The organism is Pseudomonas sp. LABIM340, from assembly GCF_040017195.2.
Classification (GTDB): Bacteria; Pseudomonadota; Gammaproteobacteria; order Pseudomonadales; family Pseudomonadaceae; genus Pseudomonas.
Window position 1 is genome coordinate 5,654,766 of the sequence record NZ_CM200227.1, and the last position, 19,368, is coordinate 5,674,133.

At 63.9% G+C, this 19,368-nt stretch carries 18 protein-coding genes; 5 read left to right on the forward strand and 13 right to left on the reverse strand.

Annotated elements, in window-relative coordinates; genetic code table 11:
* Positions 1–7: 7 nt before the first annotated feature.
* The 9 genes from ABKS89_RS26060 to grpE form a co-directional block, all read right to left on the reverse strand.
* Positions 8–442 carry a DUF4149 domain-containing protein gene (locus tag ABKS89_RS26060; protein WP_348588212.1) on the reverse strand — a complete coding sequence of 145 codons (435 nt, stop codon included), beginning with the start codon at positions 440–442 and terminating at the stop codon, positions 8–10.
* The gene (gene greA / locus ABKS89_RS26065) at positions 423–899 is read right to left on the reverse strand and encodes a transcription elongation factor GreA (RefSeq protein ID WP_017518953.1); all 477 of its coding nucleotides are present in this window, start codon (positions 897–899) and stop codon (positions 423–425) included. The genes ABKS89_RS26060 and greA overlap by 20 nt, the downstream gene beginning before the upstream one ends.
* Positions 896–4,117: a carbamoyl-phosphate synthase large subunit gene (carB, locus tag ABKS89_RS26070; protein WP_138214226.1), complete on the reverse strand. Its 3,222-nt coding sequence runs from the start codon at positions 4,115–4,117 to the stop codon at positions 896–898. Before carB ends, greA begins: the two co-directional genes overlap by 4 nt.
* 19 nt (positions 4,118–4,136) lie before the next feature.
* Entirely contained in the window at positions 4,137–4,790 is a 654-nt protein-coding gene (leuE, locus tag ABKS89_RS26075; RefSeq protein WP_026079047.1) for a leucine efflux protein LeuE, read from the reverse strand.
* Positions 4,791–4,819: 29 nt separating this feature from the next.
* Positions 4,820–5,956 (reverse strand): glutamine-hydrolyzing carbamoyl-phosphate synthase small subunit, encoded by a 1,137-nt coding sequence (gene carA, locus ABKS89_RS26080; RefSeq protein ID WP_138214225.1) that lies wholly within the window; start codon positions 5,954–5,956, stop codon positions 4,820–4,822.
* Positions 5,957–6,143: 187 nt separating this feature from the next.
* Positions 6,144–6,950, reverse strand: a complete 807-nt coding sequence (dapB, locus tag ABKS89_RS26085; RefSeq protein ID WP_138214224.1) for a 4-hydroxy-tetrahydrodipicolinate reductase — start codon at positions 6,948–6,950, stop codon at positions 6,144–6,146.
* Positions 6,951–7,008: 58 nt separating this feature from the next.
* Positions 7,009–8,139, reverse strand: coding sequence for a molecular chaperone DnaJ (dnaJ, locus tag ABKS89_RS26090; protein ID WP_088416373.1), 1,131 nt, complete (start codon positions 8,137–8,139; stop codon positions 7,009–7,011).
* 122 nt (positions 8,140–8,261) lie between these two features.
* Positions 8,262–10,178 (reverse strand): molecular chaperone DnaK, encoded by a 1,917-nt coding sequence (gene dnaK / locus ABKS89_RS26095; protein WP_184592263.1) that lies wholly within the window; start codon positions 10,176–10,178, stop codon positions 8,262–8,264.
* Positions 10,179–10,268: 90 nt separating this feature from the next.
* A complete protein-coding gene (grpE, locus tag ABKS89_RS26100; RefSeq protein WP_138214222.1) occupies positions 10,269–10,832 on the reverse strand; it encodes a nucleotide exchange factor GrpE in 564 nt (187 codons plus the stop codon).
* A 200-nt stretch (positions 10,833–11,032) separates the two neighbouring features.
* Between grpE and recN the strand changes: the two genes are divergently transcribed.
* Complete coding sequence (gene recN / locus ABKS89_RS26105) at positions 11,033–12,709, forward strand: DNA repair protein RecN (protein ID WP_348588213.1); 1,677 nt, start codon at positions 11,033–11,035, stop codon at positions 12,707–12,709.
* A 72-nt stretch (positions 12,710–12,781) separates the two neighbouring features.
* Here recN and fur read toward each other — a convergent pair whose 3' ends face one another.
* Positions 12,782–13,186, reverse strand: a complete 405-nt coding sequence (gene fur, locus ABKS89_RS26110; protein WP_009613072.1) for a ferric iron uptake transcriptional regulator — start codon at positions 13,184–13,186, stop codon at positions 12,782–12,784.
* Positions 13,187–13,282: 96 nt separating this feature from the next.
* Between fur and ABKS89_RS26115 the strand changes: the two genes are divergently transcribed.
* On the forward strand, positions 13,283–13,819 hold the full coding sequence (locus ABKS89_RS26115; RefSeq protein WP_081520687.1) for an outer membrane protein assembly factor BamE: 537 nt from the start codon (positions 13,283–13,285) through the stop codon (positions 13,817–13,819).
* Positions 13,820–13,890: 71 nt separating this feature from the next.
* On the opposite strand, the gene ABKS89_RS26120 is transcribed toward ABKS89_RS26115, so the two are convergent.
* Both ABKS89_RS26120 and ABKS89_RS26125 read right to left on the reverse strand, forming a co-directional pair.
* Entirely contained in the window at positions 13,891–14,199 is a 309-nt protein-coding gene (locus ABKS89_RS26120) for an RnfH family protein (protein WP_348588214.1), read from the reverse strand.
* Entirely contained in the window at positions 14,192–14,626 is a 435-nt protein-coding gene (locus ABKS89_RS26125; protein WP_081520685.1) for a type II toxin-antitoxin system RatA family toxin, read from the reverse strand. Before ABKS89_RS26125 ends, ABKS89_RS26120 begins: the two co-directional genes overlap by 8 nt.
* Before the next feature lie 154 nt (positions 14,627–14,780).
* On the opposite strand from ABKS89_RS26125, the gene smpB reads away from it, so the two are divergent.
* On the forward strand, positions 14,781–15,260 hold the full coding sequence (gene smpB / locus ABKS89_RS26130; RefSeq protein WP_017518965.1) for an SsrA-binding protein SmpB: 480 nt from the start codon (positions 14,781–14,783) through the stop codon (positions 15,258–15,260).
* A 36-nt stretch (positions 15,261–15,296) separates the two neighbouring features.
* Here the strand turns inward: smpB and ABKS89_RS26135 are convergent, their stop codons facing one another.
* Positions 15,297–16,073, reverse strand: a complete 777-nt coding sequence (locus ABKS89_RS26135; protein WP_285888202.1) for an FCD domain-containing protein — start codon at positions 16,071–16,073, stop codon at positions 15,297–15,299.
* A 346-nt stretch (positions 16,074–16,419) separates the two neighbouring features.
* On the opposite strand from ABKS89_RS26135, the gene ABKS89_RS26140 reads away from it, so the two are divergent.
* Positions 16,420–18,096, forward strand: coding sequence for a lactate permease LctP family transporter (locus ABKS89_RS26140; protein ID WP_138214218.1), 1,677 nt, complete (start codon positions 16,420–16,422; stop codon positions 18,094–18,096).
* A 115-nt stretch (positions 18,097–18,211) separates the two neighbouring features.
* On the forward strand, positions 18,212–19,357 hold the full coding sequence (lldD, locus tag ABKS89_RS26145) for an FMN-dependent L-lactate dehydrogenase LldD (protein ID WP_138214217.1): 1,146 nt from the start codon (positions 18,212–18,214) through the stop codon (positions 19,355–19,357).
* The last annotated feature ends 11 nt before the right edge of the window (positions 19,358–19,368 follow it).

Genomic DNA, 19,368 nt, shown 5'->3' on the forward strand with positions numbered 1-19,368 from the left:
CGCCGCGTCAGCTCCGCTCGTCCCGCCCGGGCGCCGGTTGCAGCACCAGCAGCAGACCGCACAGTGCCACCACCAGATAGTTGAACAGCAGCCAACGCTCAGCGTCCGGCGCTACCTGGCGCACCACGAAATAGGCCGCTGCCATCACCAATACGGTCAGCAGCAACTGCCCCCGCGTCTCACGGGTAAAGGCAGCGAGCCCGCGCGCCTGCCAGAGCACCAGAGCCTGGAGCAGCACGCAGAATCCCGCAAAACCCAGCAGCAGCGGCTTCAGGCCGTCGGCGACGGTTTCCACCAGCAATGGCGCCAGGCCGATCTTGTCCAGCGCCGGCAAAACCACGAACTGAAGCAGCCAGAGGCCGCCAACCCAGAATGTCTGGGCCAGCAGCCAGCTGATGGTGCCTGCGTTGAGGGATTGCCGATCAGGCGTGGCGGACTTCAACGATCTCGTACTCGACGTCGCCGCCCGGAGTCTTGACCAGAACAGCGTCGCCTTCAGTCTTGCCGATCAGCGCACGGGCGATCGGCGAGTTGACCGAGATCTTGCTGTTCTTGATGTCCGCCTCGTCGTCGCCGACGATCTGGTAGGTCACCGTCTCGTCGGTCTCGACGTTGGCGATATCGACGGTAGTGCCGAAGATCACCTTGCCGCTGTGCGGAATGGTGGTCACGTCGATGATCTGCGCATTGGACAGCTTGGCCTCGATGTCGCGGATGCGAGCTTCGGACATACCCTGCTGTTCACGGGCCGCGTGGTATTCGGCGTTTTCCTTGAGGTCGCCCAGTTCACGCGCTTCGGCGATGGCCTGGGTGATCTGCGGGCGCAGAACGGTCTTCAGGTACTTCAGTTCTTCTTCCAGGGCGCGAGCGCCCTGGACGGTCATTGGAAATTTGCTCATGCGTTGATTCCTGCATGGAGATCCTGCAGACGGCGAACGGTCTTCTCGGGACCGAACTTGAGCGCCTCACAGATCGCCTGCCCCGCCGCAATGGTGGTGGTGCAGTAGATCTTGTGCTGCAGGGCGTTACGACGGATGGAATAGGAGTCAGCGATGGACTGGCGGCCTTCGGTGGTGTTGATGATCAGGGTGACTTCGTCATTCTTGATCATGTCGACCACGTGAGGACGGCCCTCAGTCACCTTGTTCACGCGACGCACCGGCAGACCGGCAGCCTCGATCACCTTGGCGGTGCCAGCAGTGGCAACCACCTCGAAGCCCAGCGCGACCAGATCGCGAGCGACCTGAACGGCTTGCGGCTTGTCGTCCTCGCGGACGCTGATGAAGGCGCAACCGGCGTTCGGCAGGATTTCGCTGGCGCCCAGCTGGGCCTTGGCGAATGCCTCACCGAAGCTGTCGCCGACACCCATCACCTCGCCAGTGGACTTCATCTCTGGGCCGAGGATCGGGTCGACGCCGGGGAACTTGGCGAACGGGAACACCGCTTCCTTGACGCTATAGTACGGCGGGATCACCTCCTGGGTGAAGCCGACTTCGGCCAGGGACTTGCCAGCCATGACGCGGGCCGCAACTTTGGCCAGCGATTCGCCGATGCACTTGGAGACGAACGGCACGGTACGGGACGCGCGCGGGTTCACCTCGATCACGTAGATGTCTTCGCCCTGTACGGCCATCTGCACGTTCATCAGGCCGACCACGCCGAGCTCCAGGGCCATCTTCTTGACCTGCTCGCGGATTTCGTCCTGGATGTGCTGCGGCAGCGAGTACGGCGGCAGCGAGCAGGCGGAGTCACCGGAGTGCACGCCGGCCTGTTCGATGTGCTGCATGATCGCGCCGATCACCACGGTCTCGCCGTCGCACACCGCGTCGATGTCGACTTCGATGGCGCAGTTCAGGAAGCGGTCCAGCAGCACCGGGCTGTCGTTGGAAACCTTAACGGCCTCGCGCATGTAGCGCTTGAGCTCTTCTTCCTGGTAGACGATTTCCATCGCGCGGCCGCCCAGTACGTAGGACGGGCGAACTACCATCGGGTAGCCGATGTTCTTCGACAGCTCCAGAGCCTGGTCTTCGCTGCGCGCGGTGGCGTTGGCCGGCTGACGCAGGTTCAGGCGCTGGACCATGTGCTGGAAGCGCTCGCGGTCTTCGGCGCGGTCGATGGCGTCCGGGCTGGTACCGATGATCGGCACGCCGGCTTCTTCCAGGGCACGGCAGAGTTTCAGCGGGGTCTGGCCGCCGTACTGCACGATCACGCCCTTGGGCTGCTCGACGCGGACGATTTCCAGCACGTCTTCCAGGGTCACCGGCTCGAAGTACAGGCGATCGGACGTGTCGTAGTCAGTGGAGACAGTTTCCGGGTTGCAGTTGACCATGATGGTCTCGTAACCGTCTTCACGCATGGCCAGTGCGGCGTGTACGCAGCAGTAGTCGAACTCGATGCCCTGGCCGATGCGGTTCGGACCGCCACCCAGGATCATGATCTTGTCGCGAGTCGACGGATTGGCTTCGCACTCTTCCTCGTAGGTCGAGTACATGTAGGCGGTGTCGGTGGCGAATTCGGCGGCGCAGGTGTCCACGCGCTTGTACACCGGCAGCACCTTGAGCTTGTGGCGGTGGTTGCGCAGGTTCTTCTCGGTCACACCCAGCAGAGTGGCCAGGCGGGCGTCGGAGAAGCCCTTGCGCTTGAGCTTGTACATCAGCTCGCGGTCGATGGCGGACAGACCCAGGGTCTTGACGCGCTCTTCATCCTTGACCAGGTCCTCGATCTGCACCAGGAACCACTCGTCGATGCGAGTCAGGTCGAAGACTTCGGCGATGGTCTTGCCAGCGCGGAAGGCGTCGGCGACGTACCAGATGCGGTCGGCATTGGGCACGGTCAGCTCGCGCTTGAGGATGCTCTCGGCTTCCGGGTTGCTCAGGTCCAGCTTCGGATCGAAGCCGGTGGCACCGACTTCCAGGCCGCGCAGGGCTTTCTGCACGGACTCCTGGAAGGTGCGGCCGATGGCCATGACTTCACCCACGGACTTCATCTGGGTGGTCAGGCGGGCGTCAGCTTTCGGGAATTTCTCGAAGGCGAAACGCGGGATCTTGGTGACGACGTAGTCGATCGCCGGCTCGAAGGACGCTGGGGTGCGGCCGCCGGTGATGTCGTTCTGCAGTTCGTCGAGGGTGTAGCCGACCGCCAGCTTGGCAGCGATCTTGGCGATCGGGAAGCCGGTGGCCTTGGAGGCCAGCGCCGAGGAACGCGATACGCGCGGGTTCATCTCGATCACGACCATGCGACCGGTGTTCGGGCAGATGCCGAACTGCACGTTCGAGCCGCCGGTTTCCACGCCGATCTCACGCAGCACCGCCAGCGAGGCGTTGCGCATGATCTGGTATTCCTTGTCGGTCAGGGTCTGCGCCGGGGCCACGGTGATGGAGTCACCGGTGTGCACGCCCATCGGGTCGAAGTTCTCGATGGCGCAGACGATGATGCAGTTGTCCTTCTTGTCGCGGACAACCTCCATCTCGTATTCCTTCCAGCCGATCAGCGATTCGTCGATCAGCAGCTCGTTGGTCGGCGACAGGTCCAGACCACGGGTGCAGATTTCCTCGAATTCTTCGCGGTTGTAGGCGATGCCGCCGCCGGTGCCGCCCATGGTGAAGGACGGACGGATGATGCACGGGAAGTTGACCTTCTCCAGCACACCGTAGGCCTCTTCCATGGTGTGGGCGATACCCGAGCGCGGGCAGGCCAGGCCGATGTCGCGCATGGCCTTGTCGAAGCGCGAACGGTCTTCGGCCTTGTCGATGGTGTCAGCGTTGGCGCCGATCATTTCCACACCGAACTGCTCGAGCACGCCGTGGCGCTCCAGGTCCAGGGCGCAGTTCAGAGCGGTCTGGCCGCCCATGGTCGGCAGCAGCGCGTCAGGGCGCTCCTTCTCGATGATCTTGGCGACAGTCTGCCACTTGATCGGCTCGATGTAGGTGGCGTCGGCCATGGCCGGGTCGGTCATGATGGTGGCCGGGTTGGAGTTCACCAGGATGACACGGAAGCCTTCTTCCTTCAGGGCCTTGCAGGCCTGTGCGCCGGAGTAGTCGAACTCGCAGGCCTGGCCGATGACGATCGGGCCGGCGCCGAGGATCAGGATGCTCTTGATGTCTGTACGCTTGGGCATGGGACTCTCGTTGCAATATTCAGGAAAGGGTTGCGCTGGCCAGCTTCACGCCAAAGCCGACGAACAGGGCGCCGACGCCACTCGAGGCGCCGGCAGCCAGCCGTTGCCGCCGACGGAACCAGGCCGCCAGACGCACACCGGAGAAAATCAGGAAACTCAGGTACAGGGCGCTGATGATCTCGAGGATCGTACCCAGCACCAGGAACGACAGGCCGGGGTAGGCGTAACCCGGGTCGACGAACTGGATGAAGAAGGAAATGAAGAAGAGGATCGCCTTGGGGTTGGACAGGCTCAGCAGCAGCGCCTTGCGGAACGGCTGGTTGACGTCCACTTCCTTCGCCGGCGCGGCGGCCGCCTCCAGCGGGTGGCGCAGCTTCTGCCAGCCACCGCGGAGCATGCCGATCCCCAGATAGAACAGGTACGCGGCGCCGACGTACTTCAGGCCCAGGAACAGCATCGGCTCAGCCTTGAGGACCGAGGCGATTCCCAGCGCCGACAGGAACATCAGGATCGCATCACCGAGGAACACCGCACTCGCCGCCCGGTAGCCCGAGGCCACGCCGCGCTGGGCGGCAGTGGCGAGGACGAACAGCGAGTTCGGCCCCGGCAGCAGGACGATGAACAACGTACCCAGGACGTAGGTCCAGAGGTCGGTGATTCCCAGGGTCGGCATCATCTTCTTCTACCTCTTCGAGCTCGTACTCAGCGACGCTCGGCCATCGCCGCGATGAAGCGGTCGAACAGCGGAGCCACGTCATGCGGGCCTGGGCTGGCTTCCGGGTGACCCTGGAAGCTGAAGGCTACCTTGTCGGTGCGCTCGATACCCTGCAGGGTGCCGTCGAACAGCGACTTGTGGGTGGCGCGCAGGTTGGCCGGCATGCTGCCTTCATCGACTGCGAAACCGTGGTTCTGGCTGGTGATCATCACCACGCCCGAATCCAGGTCCTGCACCGGGTGGTTGGCACCGTGGTGGCCGTGGCCCATCTTCAGGGTCTTGGCGCCGGAGGCCAGGGCCAGCAACTGGTGGCCGAGGCAGATGCCGAAGACCGGAATCTCGGTATCGAGGAACTCGCGGATGGCCTGGATGGCGTAGTCGCACGGCTCGGGGTCGCCAGGACCGTTGGAGAGGAAGATGCCGTCCGGGTTCAGGGCAAGCACTTCGCTGGCCGGGGTCTGCGCCGGCACCACGGTCAGTCGGCAGCCGCGGGCAACCAGCATGCGCAGGATGTTCAGCTTGACGCCGAAGTCATAGGCGACCACGTGGTACGGCAGGTCGGCGGCGGCAATTTCCGGATGGCTGTCGGTTTCCAGATTCCACACGCTGGAGCGCCACTCGTAGCGCTCGGTGGAGGAAACGACTTTTGCCAGGTCCATGCCTTTCAGGCCCGGGAAGCCGCGCGCCAGTTCGAGGGCCTTTTCCTCGGTGGCGTCGTCGCCGACCAGGATGCAGCCGTTCTGCGAACCCTTCTCGCGCAGGATGCGGGTCAGGCGGCGGGTATCGATGCCGGCGATGGCAACGGTGCCGTTCTCTTTCAGGTAGTCCGGCAGGGACTGCTTGTCGCGCCAGCTGCTGGAGAGCAGCGGCAGATCACGGATGATCAGGCCGGCGGCCCAGACCTTGTTCGACTCGGCGTCTTCCGGCGTGGTGCCGGTGTTGCCGATGTGCGGGTAGGTCAGGGTGACGATCTGTTGGGCGTAGGAAGGATCGGTGAGGATTTCCTGGTAGCCGGTCATGGCGGTGTTGAACACCACCTCTCCGACGGTCTGACCGTCGGCGCCGATGGCGTCACCGCGAAAAACGCTGCCGTCGGCAAGTGCAAGTATGGCTGGCTTAGTCAAGAAGACCTCCCGTAGTTCAAGCCTGGCTGGGCGTGCGCAGATTGTAAAAAAGCGGGATGACATCAGAAGAAGTCATCCCGCTTTTTATGTGATCATGCTGCGCTACTTTTAGTGGACACACTAAAGCTGTAGTTTACAGAAATGCGACATCATGGTCCACCTTTTGCACGACGTACGGCCATGCCACTCAGCGCAAGCCGAGAACATCCTGCATGTCGTACAGGCCGTTGGCCTGCCCATCCAGCCACTGCGCAGCACGCACGGCGCCGCGAGCGAAGGTCATGCGGCTCGAAGCCTTGTGGGTGATTTCCACGCGCTCGCCGTCAGCAGCGAACAGGACGGTGTGATCGCCCACCACGTCGCCGGCACGCACGGTGGCGAAACCGATGGTCTCGCGCGGACGGGCGCCGGTCTGACCTTCACGACCGTACACAGCCACCTTTTCCAGATCACGACCCAGCGCGTTGGCAACCACTTCGCCCATGCGCAGCGCGGTGCCGGACGGCGCGTCGACCTTGTGACGGTGGTGCGCTTCGAGAATCTCGATGTCCACGTCGTCGCCCAGAACACGGGCGGCGGTGTCGAGCAGCTTCAGGCAGAGGTTCACACCGACGCTGTAGTTGGCCGCGAAGACGATCGGGATGTCCTTCGCCGCTTCGCTGAGCAGCTCCTTCTCCGCCGTGGAGAAACCGGTGGTACCGATGACCATGGCCTTGCCGGCCTTGCGGCAGACTTCCAGGTTCTTCAGGGTCACGGTCGGGTGGGTGAAGTCGATCAGCACGTCGAACTCATCGACCACCTTGGCCAGGTCCCCCGACAGCGGCACACCAATGCGGCCCAGACCGGCCAGCTCACCAGCGTCGGCGCCCACCAGAGTGCTGTCCGGACGGTCGACCGCCGCGGTCAGGCCGGCGCTGCCATTGGTCTGCTGGACCGCCTCGATCAGGGTCTTGCCCATGCGCCCGGCGGCGCCCATTACGGCTATACGTCGCATATAAAACAGCTCCAAAGCTAAAAAAGCCCCGGACGATTCGCACCGCCGGGGCCTTGCATCATAGATCGTCGAAGAAGCGCTTCATGCCTTCGAACCAGCCACTGGCTTTCGGCGAGTGGGAAGAGTTGCCCTGCAGGGTATTGCGGAACTCTTCGAGCAACTCGCGCTGACGCTTGTCCAGGTTGACCGGCGTTTCGACGACGACGCGGCACATCAGATCGCCCGCACCGCCGCCGCGCACCGGGGCAACGCCCTTGCCGCGCAGGCGGAACAGCTTGCCGGTCTGGGTACCCTCGGGGATCTTCAGCTTCACGCGGCCGTCCAGGGTCGGCACTTCCAGCTCGCCACCCAGGGCGGCGTCGGCGAAGCTGATTGGCACTTCGCAGTACAGGTGCTTGCCGTCGCGCTGGAAGATGTCGTGCTCGCGCACGTTCACCACCACGTACAGGTCGCCCGCCGGGCCACCGTGTGCGCCGGCTTCGCCTTCGCCGGTGAGACGGATGCGGTCACCAGTATCGACGCCGGCCGGGACTTTCACCGACAGGGTCTTGTGCTCTTCCACGCGACCCTGGCCGTGGCAGGAGCCACAGGGGTCGGTGATCATCTTGCCGCTGCCATGGCAACGCGGGCAGGTCTGCTGCACCGAGAAGAAGCCCTGCTGCATGCGCACCTGACCGATACCACCACAGGTGGTACAGGTGACCGGCGTGGTGCCGGGCTTGGCGCCGCTGCCGCTGCAGGTCTTGCAGCCGACCAGAGTGGGAACGCGGATGGTCACGGTGGTGCCGCGAACCGCATCTTCCAGGTCCAGGTCGAGGGTGTAGCGCAGGTCGGCGCCGCGCGCCGGGCCGCCACGGGAGCCGCCGCGTCCGCCGCCGCCACCGAAGAAGTCGCTGAAGACATCGCCGAAGATGTCCGAGAAGCTCGCGCCACCGAAGCCCGCACCGCCACCGCCCATCTGCGGGTCGACACCGGCATGGCCGTACTGGTCGTAAGCCGCGCGCTTGCTGGCGTCGGACAGGACCTCGTACGCCTCGTTGGCTTCCTTGAATTTGTCCTCGGCTTCCTTGTCGCCGGGGTTGCGGTCCGGGTGGAACTTCATGGCGAGCCGGCGATAGGCCTTCTTCAGGTCCGCTTCGCTGGCGCCGCGCTCGACACCCAGTACCTCATAAAAATCACGTTTGGCCATAAAATCTTTGCACCTTGAAAACCTCTCCCCCAGACACGCCAACGCGGGAGCAAGCCCCCGCGTGACGTTTCATGCGCACCGACACGCTGGTCGGTGCGCCGGAGCGGAAGCAAGCACGCGGCTTACTTGTTCTCCTTGACCTCTTCGAACTCGGCGTCGACGACATCGTCGCCAGCCTTGTCGTCAGCGGCCTCGCCCTGAGCGGCAGCACCCGGCTGCGGCTGTTCGGCGTACATCTTCTGCGCCAGCGGAGTGGATGCCTGGGACAGCGCATTCATCTTCGCTTCGATCTCGGCCTTGTCGTCGCCCTTCACGGCAACTTCCAGCTCGCCCAGCGCCTTGTCGATGGCAGCCTTCTCTTCGGCAGTGGCCTTGTCGCCAGCCTCGGTGACCATCTTGCGAGTCGCATGGACCAGCGCATCACCCTGGTTGCGGGCAGCGGCCAGCTCCTCGAACTTGCGGTCTTCCTCGGCATTCGCCTCGGCGTCGCGGACCATCTGCTGGATCTCGTCTTCGGACAGGCCCGAAGAAGCCTTGATCACGATGGACTGCTGCTTGCCGGTGGCCTTGTCTTTCGCACCAACGTGCAGGATACCGTTGGCGTCAATGTCGAAGGTCACTTCGATCTGCGGCACACCGCGCGGAGCCGGCGGGATGTCGGCCAGGTCGAATTTGCCCAGCGACTTGTTCTGGCCGGCTTGCTTGCGCTCGCCTTGCAGCACATGGATGGTCACGGCGCCCTGGTTGTCATCGGCAGTGGAGAACACCTGCGACTTCTTGGTCGGGATGGTGGTGTTCTTGTCGATCAGTGCGGTCATCACGCCACCGAGGGTTTCGATACCCAAGGTCAGCGGGGTAACGTCGAGCAGCAGCACGTCCTTCACGTCACCGGCCAGCACGGCGCCCTGGATGGCAGCACCCATGGCTACGGCTTCGTCCGGGTTGACGTCCTTGCGCGCTTCCTTGCCGAAGAACTCGGCAACGGTCTTCTGTACCAGCGGCATGCGGGTCTGGCCGCCGACCAGGATCACTTCGTCGATCTTCGAGACGTCCAGGCCGGCGTCTTTCAGCGCAACGCGGCACGGCTCGATGGTGCGGGTGACCAGGTCTTCCACCAGGGATTCCAGCTTGGCGCGGGAAACCTTGACGTTCAGGTGTTTCGGGCCGGACGCGTCAGCGGTGACGTACGGCAGGTTGACGTCAGTCTGCTGGGTCGAGGACAGCTCGATCTTCGCCTTCTCGGCAGCTTCCTTCAGGCGCTGCATGGCCAGCGGGTCGCCCTTGAGGTCCATGCCGGATTCTTTCTTGAACTCTTCGACGAGGTAGTCGATCAGGCGCAGGTCGAAGTCTTCACCACCCAGGAAGGTGTCACCGTTGGTGGCCAGTACTTCGAACTGGTGCTCGCCATCGACTTCGGCGATTTCGATCACGGAAACGTCGAAGGTACCGCCGCCCAGGTCATAGACGATGATGGTGTGGTCGCCCTTGGCCTTGTCCAGGCCATAGGCCAGCGCAGCCGCGGTCGGTTCGTTGATGATGCGCTTGACGTCCAGACCGGCGATGCGACCGGCGTCCTTGGTGGCCTGACGCTGGCTGTCGTTGAAGTAGGCCGGAACGGTGATGACCGCTTCGGTGACCGGCTCGCCCAGGTAGTCCTCGGCGGTCTTCTTCATCTTCTTCAGGACTTCGGCGGAGACCTGCGGCGGAGCCATCTTCTGGCCCTTGGCCTCGACCCATGCGTCGCCGTTGTCAGCCTTGACGATCTTGTAAGGCACCATTTTGATGTCTTTCTGTACGACGTCTTCTTCGAAGCGACGGCCGATCAGGCGCTTCACCGCGTACAGGGTGTTGGTCGGGTTGGTCACGGCCTGGCGCTTCGCCGGCTGACCTACCAGGATTTCGCCGTCGTTGGCGTAGCCGATGATCGACGGGGTGGTACGAGCGCCTTCGGCGTTCTCGATGACCTTGACGTTACCGTTCTCCAGGATGGACACACAGGAGTTGGTGGTCCCCAGGTCGATACCAATGATTTTGCCCATATTTCACTCTCCAGAAATTAGATTCCGCGCTGACCCTGTTGCGGGTCTTTGGCTCGGTTGATTACCCAGATGGGGACCGGGTGGTGGATTTCAAGCCTTCTCGTCGATCGAAGGCGGAGTTTGTTCCGGTGCCTTGCTGACCACGACCATGGCCGGACGCAGCAGACGACCGTTGAGCAGATAGCCCTTCTGGAACACCTTGACCACGCTGCCCGGCTCGAGACGAATGCTCTCTTCCATCGCCATGGCCTGGTGGTGTTCGGGGTTGAACGGCTCGCCGTGCGGATCGACCGGCTCGAGGTTGTAGCGCTTCAGGGTGTCGTGGAACATCTTCAGCGTCAGCTCGATGCCTTCGCGCATCGGCTTGATCACTTCGTCTTCCGGGTTCGACATCTCCAGCGCGCGCTCGAGGGTATCGACGATCGGCAGCAGGTCGCCGGCGAATTTCTCCAGGGCGAACTTGTGCGCCTTCTCCACGTCCTGCTCGGCACGGCGGCGGACGTTCTGCAGTTCGGCAACGGCGCGCAGGCTCTGGTCCTTCGCCGCGGCTACCTGTTCTTCCAGTTCCAGCACGCGGGCGTTCAGATCCCCGTTGGCGCCGGCGTCCGGCTGCTCGTTGAACTGGGAATCCTGAGTCTGTTGTTCGTCAGACATGCCACTCTCCTAAAAAAGAAAATAAGCCTTTGAAAACAAGGCGAACCCAATGGTCCGCGGCTCTGCCGTGTATATGGGGCGGCTTTTCCTGACTTCAAGGGCGCGACTCAAAGGGGCAGCCCGCAAAGGCGACGAGGGAGAATTGCCAGCGGCAAAAAATACTGTATAAATAACCAGACCTATCTGCGGAGCCGCCGCCCATGCTGGTTCATCTGTCCGTGCACAACTACGCCATTGTCGAGCACCTCGATCTCGAGCTCGCCGCCGGCATGACCGTGATCACCGGCGAAACCGGCGCCGGCAAGTCGATCATGCTCGACGCCCTCGGGCTCGCGCTGGGCGACCGCGCCGACAGCGGCGTGGTACGCCCCGGCTCCGACAAGGCAGACATTCTCGCCAGCTTCGATGTCAGCGCGATTGCCGAAGCCCGCGACTGGCTTGCCGAGCGCGACCTGGAACAGGACGGGCCGTGCATCCTGCGCCGAGTGATCACCGCCGAAGGCCGCTCCCGCGCGTACATCAACGGCTCCCCCTGCCCACTGGGCGACCTCAAACACCTGGGCGAGCTGCTGATCGACATCCACAGCCAGCACGAGCACCAGTCGCTGCTCAAGGCCGACACCCACCGCCGCCTGCTCGACGAATTCGCCGGCAGCCAGGACCTGGCGCGCCAGGTACACCTCGCCGCGCAGCGCTGGAAGCAGACCCGCCAGGAGCTGGACCGCCTGTCACGCAACGGCGACGAGCAGCGCGCCCGCCATCAGTTGCTCAGCTACCAGCTGGAAGAACTGGAAAACCTCGGCCTGGGTGACAACGAACTGGAGCTGCTGGAAGCCGAACACAAGACCCAGAGCAACGCCGGCAGCCTGATCGCCGCCTGCCGCCAGGTCGTCGAGCTGTGCAGTGAAAGCGATGCCGGCAACGTGTTGTCGGCACTGACCTCCAGCCTCAACCGTCTCACCGCCTTCCCGAGCCAGCCGGCTGCATTGGGCGAAGCGGTGAACCTGCTCTCCAGTGCGCAGATCCAGGTGGAAGAAGCCATCGGCGAGCTGAATCGCTTCGTCGATCACTTCGACGCCGACCCCATGCGCCTGCAACAACTGGAAGAGCGCATGGACGCCATCTATAGCCTCGCGCGCAAACACCGCGTGCAGCCCCACGAACTGCAGGACCTGCAGCAGCGACTGCTGGACGAACTGGACGCGCTGATCGCCGACGACGAAGCCGTGGAGCGTCTGGGCGACGAACTGGCCGCCTACGCCCGCCACTATCAAGAGAAGGCCGACGAGCTCAGCCGCCTGCGCCAGGACGCCGCGCCGAAACTGGCCAAGGCCGTGGAAGTGGAGATGCAGCGCCTGGGCATGCCCGGCGGGCGCTTCGCCATCGAACTGCGCCAGTCCAGCTCGGACGAGCCGCAGGTCAGTGGCCTGGAGCAGCTGGAATTCCTGGTCAGCGCCAACCCCGGCCAGCCGATGAAAGGCCTGGCCAAGGTCGCCTCGGGCGGCGAATTGTCGCGCATCAGCCTGGCGATCCAGGTGATCACCGCACAGACCTCGCGCATTCCTACCCTGGTCTTCGACGAAGTGGACGTCGGTATCGGCGGTCCCACTGCCGAAGTGGTCGGCCAGTTGCTGCGTCGCCTTGGTGATCGCGGCCAGGTGCTGACCGTCACCCACCTGCCGCAGGTCGCCGCCCAAGGCCACCAGCACCTGTTCGTGCACAAGGACCGCGATACCAGCGAAACCCGCACCGCCGTGGCCAACCTGAAGAAGGCCGAGCGCATCGAGGAAATCGCCCGCATGCTTGGCGGCGTGGACCTGACCAAGGAATCCCTGGCCCACGCCCGCAAGATGGTGGATTCGGCCGTACAAGGCTGAAGCGCTTCCACTCAAAAGCCGCACAAACGAAAACGGCGACCCGAGGGTCGCCGTTTCTGCATCTGCGTGCGCTTACTTCTTCTTGCGCACGTAGAGCACCAGGTTGTGATCGACGAGCTCGAAGCCGCGCTCCTTGACGATCTCCTTCTGGCGTTTCTCGATTTCCGAGTCCATGAACTCGATGACTTCGCCGGTATCGACGCAGACCATGTGATCATGGTGACCGCTGTCAGCCAGCTCGAAGACGGCATGGCCGCCATCGAAGTTGTGGCGCACCACCAGGCCGGCGGCTTCGAACTGGGTCAGGACGCGGTAGACGGTGGCCAGACCGACGTCTTCACCCGCCTCCATCAGCGCTTTGTAAACATCCTCTGCGCTCATGTGGCGCTGCTCGGCGGAATCGAGCATCTGGAGGATCTTGACGCGCGGCAGTGTGACCTTAAGTCCGGCTTTGCGCAGTTCGCTATTTTCAACCATGTGTGCTTTCTCGGCGCGGAATGCTTCGCAGCATCTCTCAATACAGGTATGATCGGGATTTCGTCGCTCAGCCAAGATAGTGGAAGTCACCCCTTGATGCAAAACGCCAAGCTCATGCTGACCAGTCTCGCTTTCGGGCTGGGACTCGCCGCACTCGCCGGTTGCTCGTTCCCGGGGGTCTACAAGATCGACATCCAGCAGGGCAACGTTGTAACGCAGGATATGATAGACCAGTTGAAGCCCGGAATGACCCGGCGCCAAGTGCGGTTTATCATGGGCAACCCCCTGATCGTGGATACTTTCCACCCCAATCGCTGGGACTACCTCTACAGCATCCAACCTGGCGGCGGTCAGCGCCAGCAGGAACGGATGAGCCTGTACTTCGGCGAAAACGACCAGCTGGTCGGTCTGAACGGCGACTTCATGCCCGGCGTCAGCCGCGACGAGTCGATCCTCGGCAAGGAAGGCACCCCGGCAACCTCGCCGTCGCAGCCGACCCAGCAGCAGCCCGAACAGCCCAAGGAAGAACCGGCCAAGCCCGGCTCCGTGGAAGAGCAGATCCAGAAGGAAGTCGACCAGGTGGAAACCGTGCCGGTCCCGACTCCGGAACCGCTGGACAAGAATCCGCAGTAAGGGATTCGCGCCAACGAAAAAGCCCGGCCAATGCCGGGCTTTTTGCTGCCTGCGCTTTCAGCACACAAGAATCAGCAGCGCGCCGCCTTGGCCCGCGCAGCGCGCTGCTTGCGTACTTCCTTGGGATCAACGATCAGCGGACGGTAGATTTCCACTCGCTCGCTCTCCTCCAGCACACGCTCCTCGGGCCTCGCCACTGCCTTGCCGAAGATACCCAGCGGGCAATCCTGCACATCCAGGCCGGGAAATTGCGCAGCGATGCCCGACAACAACACCGCTTCGCGCATCCGCGTGCCGCGCGGAACACTCAGGCGCAGCAGCGCCTGCTTCTCCGGCAACGCGTAGACGACCTCGATGGCGATGCTCGCGGATTCAGCCATGCAGCTGCTTGGCGCGCTGGCAGAAGGCGTCGACCATGGTGTTCGCCGCCTGGGTGAACAACGGGCCGAGGGTGGCTTTCACCAGGGCGCCAGCGTAGTCGAAGGTCAGGTCGAGGGAAATCTTGCAGGCCTTGTCGCCCAGGGCCTTGAAGGTCCACACGCCGTGCAGCTGGGAGAAGGGGCCTTCCTCGAGATTCATCTCGATGCTCTGCCCCGGCACCAGCGCATTACGCGTGGTGAAGCGCTGGGTGATGCTGCCCTTGGCCACGGTCAGCTCGGCGCGCATGGCCGTATCGCTGGCCTCCAGCACGGTGGAGGCGGAACACCAGGGCAGGAACTCCGGGTAGCGCGCCACATCGTTGACCAGGTCGTACAGCGCCTTCGCCGGATAGGGCAGCAGCGCCGAACGCTGGATATGCGTGCTCATAGACGTCTCGCTTGGTTGTGGGGCGTTTCATACGCCCGCTGCTCAAAAAAACAGCGCGCATTGTCCGAGATTAGCCACACACCCTCAAGCTTGCATGCCGTCGCACGTTGTCCCGATAGCGGCGCGGCGAGCGACTCCCTATAATGCGCGGCCTATGGCTAAACAGAAGAAACACCCTTCGGGGACCATCGCGCAGAACAAGAAGGCTCTGCACGACTACTTCATCGAGCAGCGCTTCGAGGCGGGCGTCGCCCTGGCCGGCTGGGAAGTGAAAAGCCTGCGCGCCGGCAAGGCGCAGCTGGTGGACAGCTACGTGCTGCTCAAGGATGGCGAAGCCTGGCTGCTGGGCAGCCACATCACGCCGCTGACCACTGCCAGCACCCACGTCATCGCCGACCCGGTGCGCACGCGCAAGCTGCTGCTGCACAAGCGCGAGCTGGGCAAGCTGTTCGGTGCCGTGCAGCAGAAGGGCTACGCCTGCGTCGCGCTGTCGATGTACTGGAAGAAGCACCTGATCAAGTGCGAGATCGCACTGGCCAAGGGCAAGAAAGAGTACGACAAGCGCGGCACCGAGAAGGAGCGCGACTCCGACCGGGAAATCCAGCGCGCTATTCGTCACGGCAAGGACGACTGAGTCCTTTCGCGCCCTCCTGCGAGGGCGCGTTGCCGGTCAGGCGTCCACCGAGCCTTGGCGTCGCTGTGCCCGTTGCAGGCGCAACTCCTTCGCCTGCACCTCGGCCAGCACTTCCTGCACGTAGTCGATATGTCGCTGGGAAATCTCCCGCGCAGCTTCCGCGTGCCCGCCGATAATCGCCTCGTACAACTCGCGGTGCTGGCGCATCAGCTGCTCGCGGGTCTCGTCACGCTGCGCGTACATCCCGCCGATGTTGGTCACCACGTTGCGCTTGAGCAGGTCGAACAGGCCGCGAATGGTGTGCAGCAGCACGGCGTTGTGACTGGCCTCGGCAATGGCCAGGTGAAAGGCCGCGTCCGCCGCACCCTCTTCCGCACGACTGACTTTCCCCACGCGCAGGTAACAGTCCTGCAGCGCATCGAAGGCCTGTTTCAGGCGCTGGTGATCCACCTCGGTCGCGCGCTGCGCCGCGTAGAAGGCGCAGGAGCCTTCCAGGGTGTGGCGAAACTCCAGCAGGTCGCGCTGGGCCTCCGGGTTGCTCTCCAGCAGATGCAGCAGCGGATCGCTGAACATTGAGCCCAGTCCTTCGCTGACGTAGTTGCCGCCGCCCTGACGACTGACCAGCAGGCCCTTGGCGCCGAGCTTCTGGATCGCCTCGCGCAGTGACGGCCGCGAGACGCCAAATTGTTCGGCCAGCACACGCTCGGCAGGCAGTCGCTCGCCAGCCTTGAGAGTGCCCTCGAGGATCATCGCCTCCAGCCGCTCGACAATGTCGTCCGACAGACGGCGTTGCTTGACCTGACCAAAACTCATGCGGGTGAACTCCTTCGCTCTCTCACTCTAGGCCGCGACCTGCGCGGCGCGCGGCAGCCTAACCAGTGCCGCCAGCGACAACAAGACCAGCGCACCTATCCGATAACGCTCGACAAAAGTCGCAGGGCAGCAAATTGACACGCCGACAGCAGGGCTTTTACCCTGAGCGCTCGGCTTTGTAAATTGGTCATACCAATTTACCGGAAGTCGGATTACACGACAACACATGCACGAAAAACTACAAGCCGCGATCAGTCGACCGTCTGCCCAACGCGCCACAAGCGCATCGGAATCGCCCGACCGGCAACCAGGCCCTCCACCCAAAAACAATTAGGGAGCCAACCAGATGCAAACCTGGCAGCAGATCTACACCCCGCTCGGCAGCCTCGGCCTGTCCGCGCTGGTCGCCGTCATCCCGATCGTGTTCTTCTTCCTCGCCCTCGCCGTGTTCCGCCTCAAGGGCCACGTCGCCGGCAGCATCACCCTCGCCCTCTCGATCATCATCGCCATCGCCGCCTTCGGCATGCCCGCCGACATGGCCATCGCCGCCGCCGGCTATGGCTTCGCCTACGGCCTGTGGCCGATCGCCTGGATCATCGTCGCGGCGGTGTTCCTCTACAAGCTCACGGTCAAGAGCGGCCAGTTCGAAGTGATCCGCAGCTCGGTGCTGTCGATCACCGGCGACCAGCGCCTGCAGGTGCTGTTGATCGGTTTCTCCTTCGGCGCCTTCCTCGAAGGTGCCGCGGGCTTCGGCGCGCCGGTGGCGATCACCGCCGCCCTGCTCGTCGGCCTGGGCTTCAATCCGCTGTATGCCGCAGGCCTGTGCCTGATCGCCAACACCGCGCCGGTAGCCTTCGGCGCCCTGGGCATCCCGATCATCGTCGCTGGCCAGGTCACTGGTATCGACGCGTTCAAGATCGGCGCCATGACTGGCCGCCAGCTGCCGTTCCTGTCGATCCTCGTGCCGTTCTGGCTGGTGTTCATGATGGACGGCCTCAAGGGCGTGAAGGAAACCTGGCCGGCCGCGCTGGTCGCCGGCGGCAGCTTCGCCATCACCCAGTACTTCACCTCCAACTTCATCGGCCCGGAACTGCCGGACATCACCTCCGCCCTGGTCAGCCTGATTTCCCTGACCCTGTTCCTGAAGGTCTGGCAACCCGCCAGCGAGCGTGAAGTGGTCGCCACCGCCGGCGGCGCCGCCGTGCTGGGCGGCAACGGCCCGCGCAGCGCCGAGCCGACTCCCTACAGCTTCGGCGAAATCCTCAAGGCCTGGTCGCCCTTCCTGGTGCTGACCGTACTGGTCACCATCTGGACCCTGAAGCCGTTCAAGGCGCTCTTCGCTCCAGGCGGCGCGCTGTACAACCTGGTCTTCAACTTCGCCATTCCGCACCTGGACCAACTGGTGGTGAAGACCGCGCCCATCGTCGCCAACCCGACGCCGATCGCCGCCGTGTTCAAACTGGACCCGGTCTCGGCCACCGGCACCGCGATCTTCCTCTCCGCCGTGATCTCGATGTTCGTCCTGCGCATCAGCGCGAAAACTGGTCTGACCACCTTCAAGGAGACCCTGGTCGAGCTGAAATGGCCGATCCTCTCCATCGGCATGGTGCTGGCCTTCGCCTTCGTCACCAACTACTCGGGCATGTCCACCACCCTGGCACTGGTCCTGGCCGGCACCGGCGCGGCCTTCCCGTTCTTCTCGCCGTTCCTCGGCTGGCTGGGTGTGTTCCTGACTGGTTCGGATACCTCTTCCAACGCCCTGTTCAGCTCGCTGCAGTCCACCACCGCGCACCAGATCGGGGTCAATGACACCCTGCTGGTGGCCGCCAACACCAGCGGCGGCGTGACCGGCAAGATGATCTCGCCGCAGTCCATCGCCGTGGCCTGCGCCGCGACCGGCATGGTCGGCAAGGAATCCGATCTGTTCCGCTTCACCCTCAAGCACAGCCTGATGTTCGCCGCCCTGGTGGGACTGATCACCCTGGCCCAGGCGTACATCTTCACCGGCATGCTGGTGCACTAAGGCAAGACCCGACTCCGCGCCTGCGCGCGGAGATCCGTCCAAAGCAGCTAAGGTCTTTCGAGGTCACCCGCGCCAGCGCGGCGGCCTCGACAAGTCCCTCAACGATGAGACGCCCATGATCATCTCTGCCTCTACCGACTACCGCGCCGCGGCCCAACGCAAGCTGCCGCCGTTCCTCTTCCACTACGCCGACGGCGGCGCCTACGCCGAGCGCACCCTGCGCAACAACGTCGACGACCTGGCCAACATCGCCCTGCGCCAGCGCGTGCTGAAGAACATGTCCGAGCTGAGCCTTGAGACGAAGCTGTTCGACGAGACGTTGAGCATGCCCATCGCCCTGGCCCCCGTCGGCCTGACCGGCATGTACGCCCGGCGCGGAGAAGTACAGGCAGCCCGCGCGGCCGCCGCGAAAGGCATCCCGTTCACTATGTCCACGGTGTCGGTCTGCCCCATCGAGGAAGTCGCCCCGGCCATCGACCGGCCCATGTGGTTCCAGCTCTATGTGCTGAAGGATCGCGGCTTCATGCGCAATGCCCTCGAGCGCGCCAAGGCCGCCGGCGTGAAGACCCTGGTGTTCACCGTCGACATGCCGGTGCCCGGCGCCCGCTACCGAGATGCCCACTCCGGCATGAGCGGCCCGAACGCGCCGCTGCGCCGTGTCTGGCAGGCCATGACCCACCCGTCCTGGGCCCTCGACGTTGGCCTGCTGGGCAAGCCCCACGACCTGGGCAACATCTCCAAATACCGTGGCAACCCCACGGGCCTGGCCGACTACATCGGCTGGCTGGGCGCCAACTTCGACCCGTCGATCTCCTGGAAGGACCTGGAGTGGATCCGTGAATTCTGGGACGGCCCGATGATCATCAAGGGCATCCTCGACCCGGAAGACGCAAAGGATGCAGTGAAATTCGGTGCCGACGGCATCGTCGTGTCCAACCACGGCGGCCGCCAGCTCGACGGCGTGCTCTCCAGCGCCCGCGCCTTGCCGGCGATTGCCGATGCAGTGAAAGGCGACCTGAAGATCCTCGCCGACTCCGGCATCCGCAACGGCCTGGACGTCGTGCGCATGATCGCCCTGGGCGCGGACACCGTGCTCATCGGCCGCGCCTTCCTCTACGCCCTGGCGACCCACGGCGAAGCCGGCGTCAGGAACCTGCTGGACCTGTTCGAGAAGGAAATGCGCGTGGCCATGGTGCTCACCGGCGCCAAGACCATTGGCGAGATCACCCGCGACTCGCTGGTGCGCGAACTGGGCGCGTGATCCATACGCCC

What these genes read in the sequence shown, in the direction of transcription:
- greA (WP_017518953.1), bottom strand. Translation starts at nt 899, where the DNA reads ATGAGCAAATTTCCAATGACCGTCCAGGGCGCTCGCGCCCTGGAAGAA.
- carB (WP_138214226.1), bottom strand. Translation starts at nt 4,117, where the DNA reads ATGCCCAAGCGTACAGACATCAAGAGCATCCTGATCCTCGGCGCCGGC.
- leuE (WP_026079047.1), bottom strand. Translation starts at nt 4,790, where the DNA reads ATGCCGACCCTGGGAATCACCGACCTCTGGACCTACGTCCTGGGTACG.
- dapB (WP_138214224.1), bottom strand. Translation starts at nt 6,950, where the DNA reads ATGCGACGTATAGCCGTAATGGGCGCCGCCGGGCGCATGGGCAAGACC.
- dnaJ (WP_088416373.1), bottom strand. Translation starts at nt 8,139, where the DNA reads ATGGCCAAACGTGATTTTTATGAGGTACTGGGTGTCGAGCGCGGCGCC.
- dnaK (WP_184592263.1), bottom strand. Translation starts at nt 10,178, where the DNA reads ATGGGCAAAATCATTGGTATCGACCTGGGGACCACCAACTCCTGTGTG.
- grpE (WP_138214222.1), bottom strand. Translation starts at nt 10,832, where the DNA reads ATGTCTGACGAACAACAGACTCAGGATTCCCAGTTCAACGAGCAGCCG.
- recN (WP_348588213.1), top strand. Translation starts at nt 11,033, where the DNA reads ATGCTGGTTCATCTGTCCGTGCACAACTACGCCATTGTCGAGCACCTC.
- fur (WP_009613072.1), bottom strand. Translation starts at nt 13,186, where the DNA reads ATGGTTGAAAATAGCGAACTGCGCAAAGCCGGACTTAAGGTCACACTG.
- ABKS89_RS26115 (WP_081520687.1), top strand. Translation starts at nt 13,283, where the DNA reads ATGCAAAACGCCAAGCTCATGCTGACCAGTCTCGCTTTCGGGCTGGGA.
- ABKS89_RS26120 (WP_348588214.1), bottom strand. Translation starts at nt 14,199, where the DNA reads ATGGCTGAATCCGCGAGCATCGCCATCGAGGTCGTCTACGCGTTGCCG.
- ABKS89_RS26125 (WP_081520685.1), bottom strand. Translation starts at nt 14,626, where the DNA reads ATGAGCACGCATATCCAGCGTTCGGCGCTGCTGCCCTATCCGGCGAAG.
- smpB (WP_017518965.1), top strand. Translation starts at nt 14,781, where the DNA reads ATGGCTAAACAGAAGAAACACCCTTCGGGGACCATCGCGCAGAACAAG.
- ABKS89_RS26135 (WP_285888202.1), bottom strand. Translation starts at nt 16,073, where the DNA reads ATGAGTTTTGGTCAGGTCAAGCAACGCCGTCTGTCGGACGACATTGTC.
- ABKS89_RS26140 (WP_138214218.1), top strand. Translation starts at nt 16,420, where the DNA reads ATGCAAACCTGGCAGCAGATCTACACCCCGCTCGGCAGCCTCGGCCTG.
- lldD (WP_138214217.1), top strand. Translation starts at nt 18,212, where the DNA reads ATGATCATCTCTGCCTCTACCGACTACCGCGCCGCGGCCCAACGCAAG.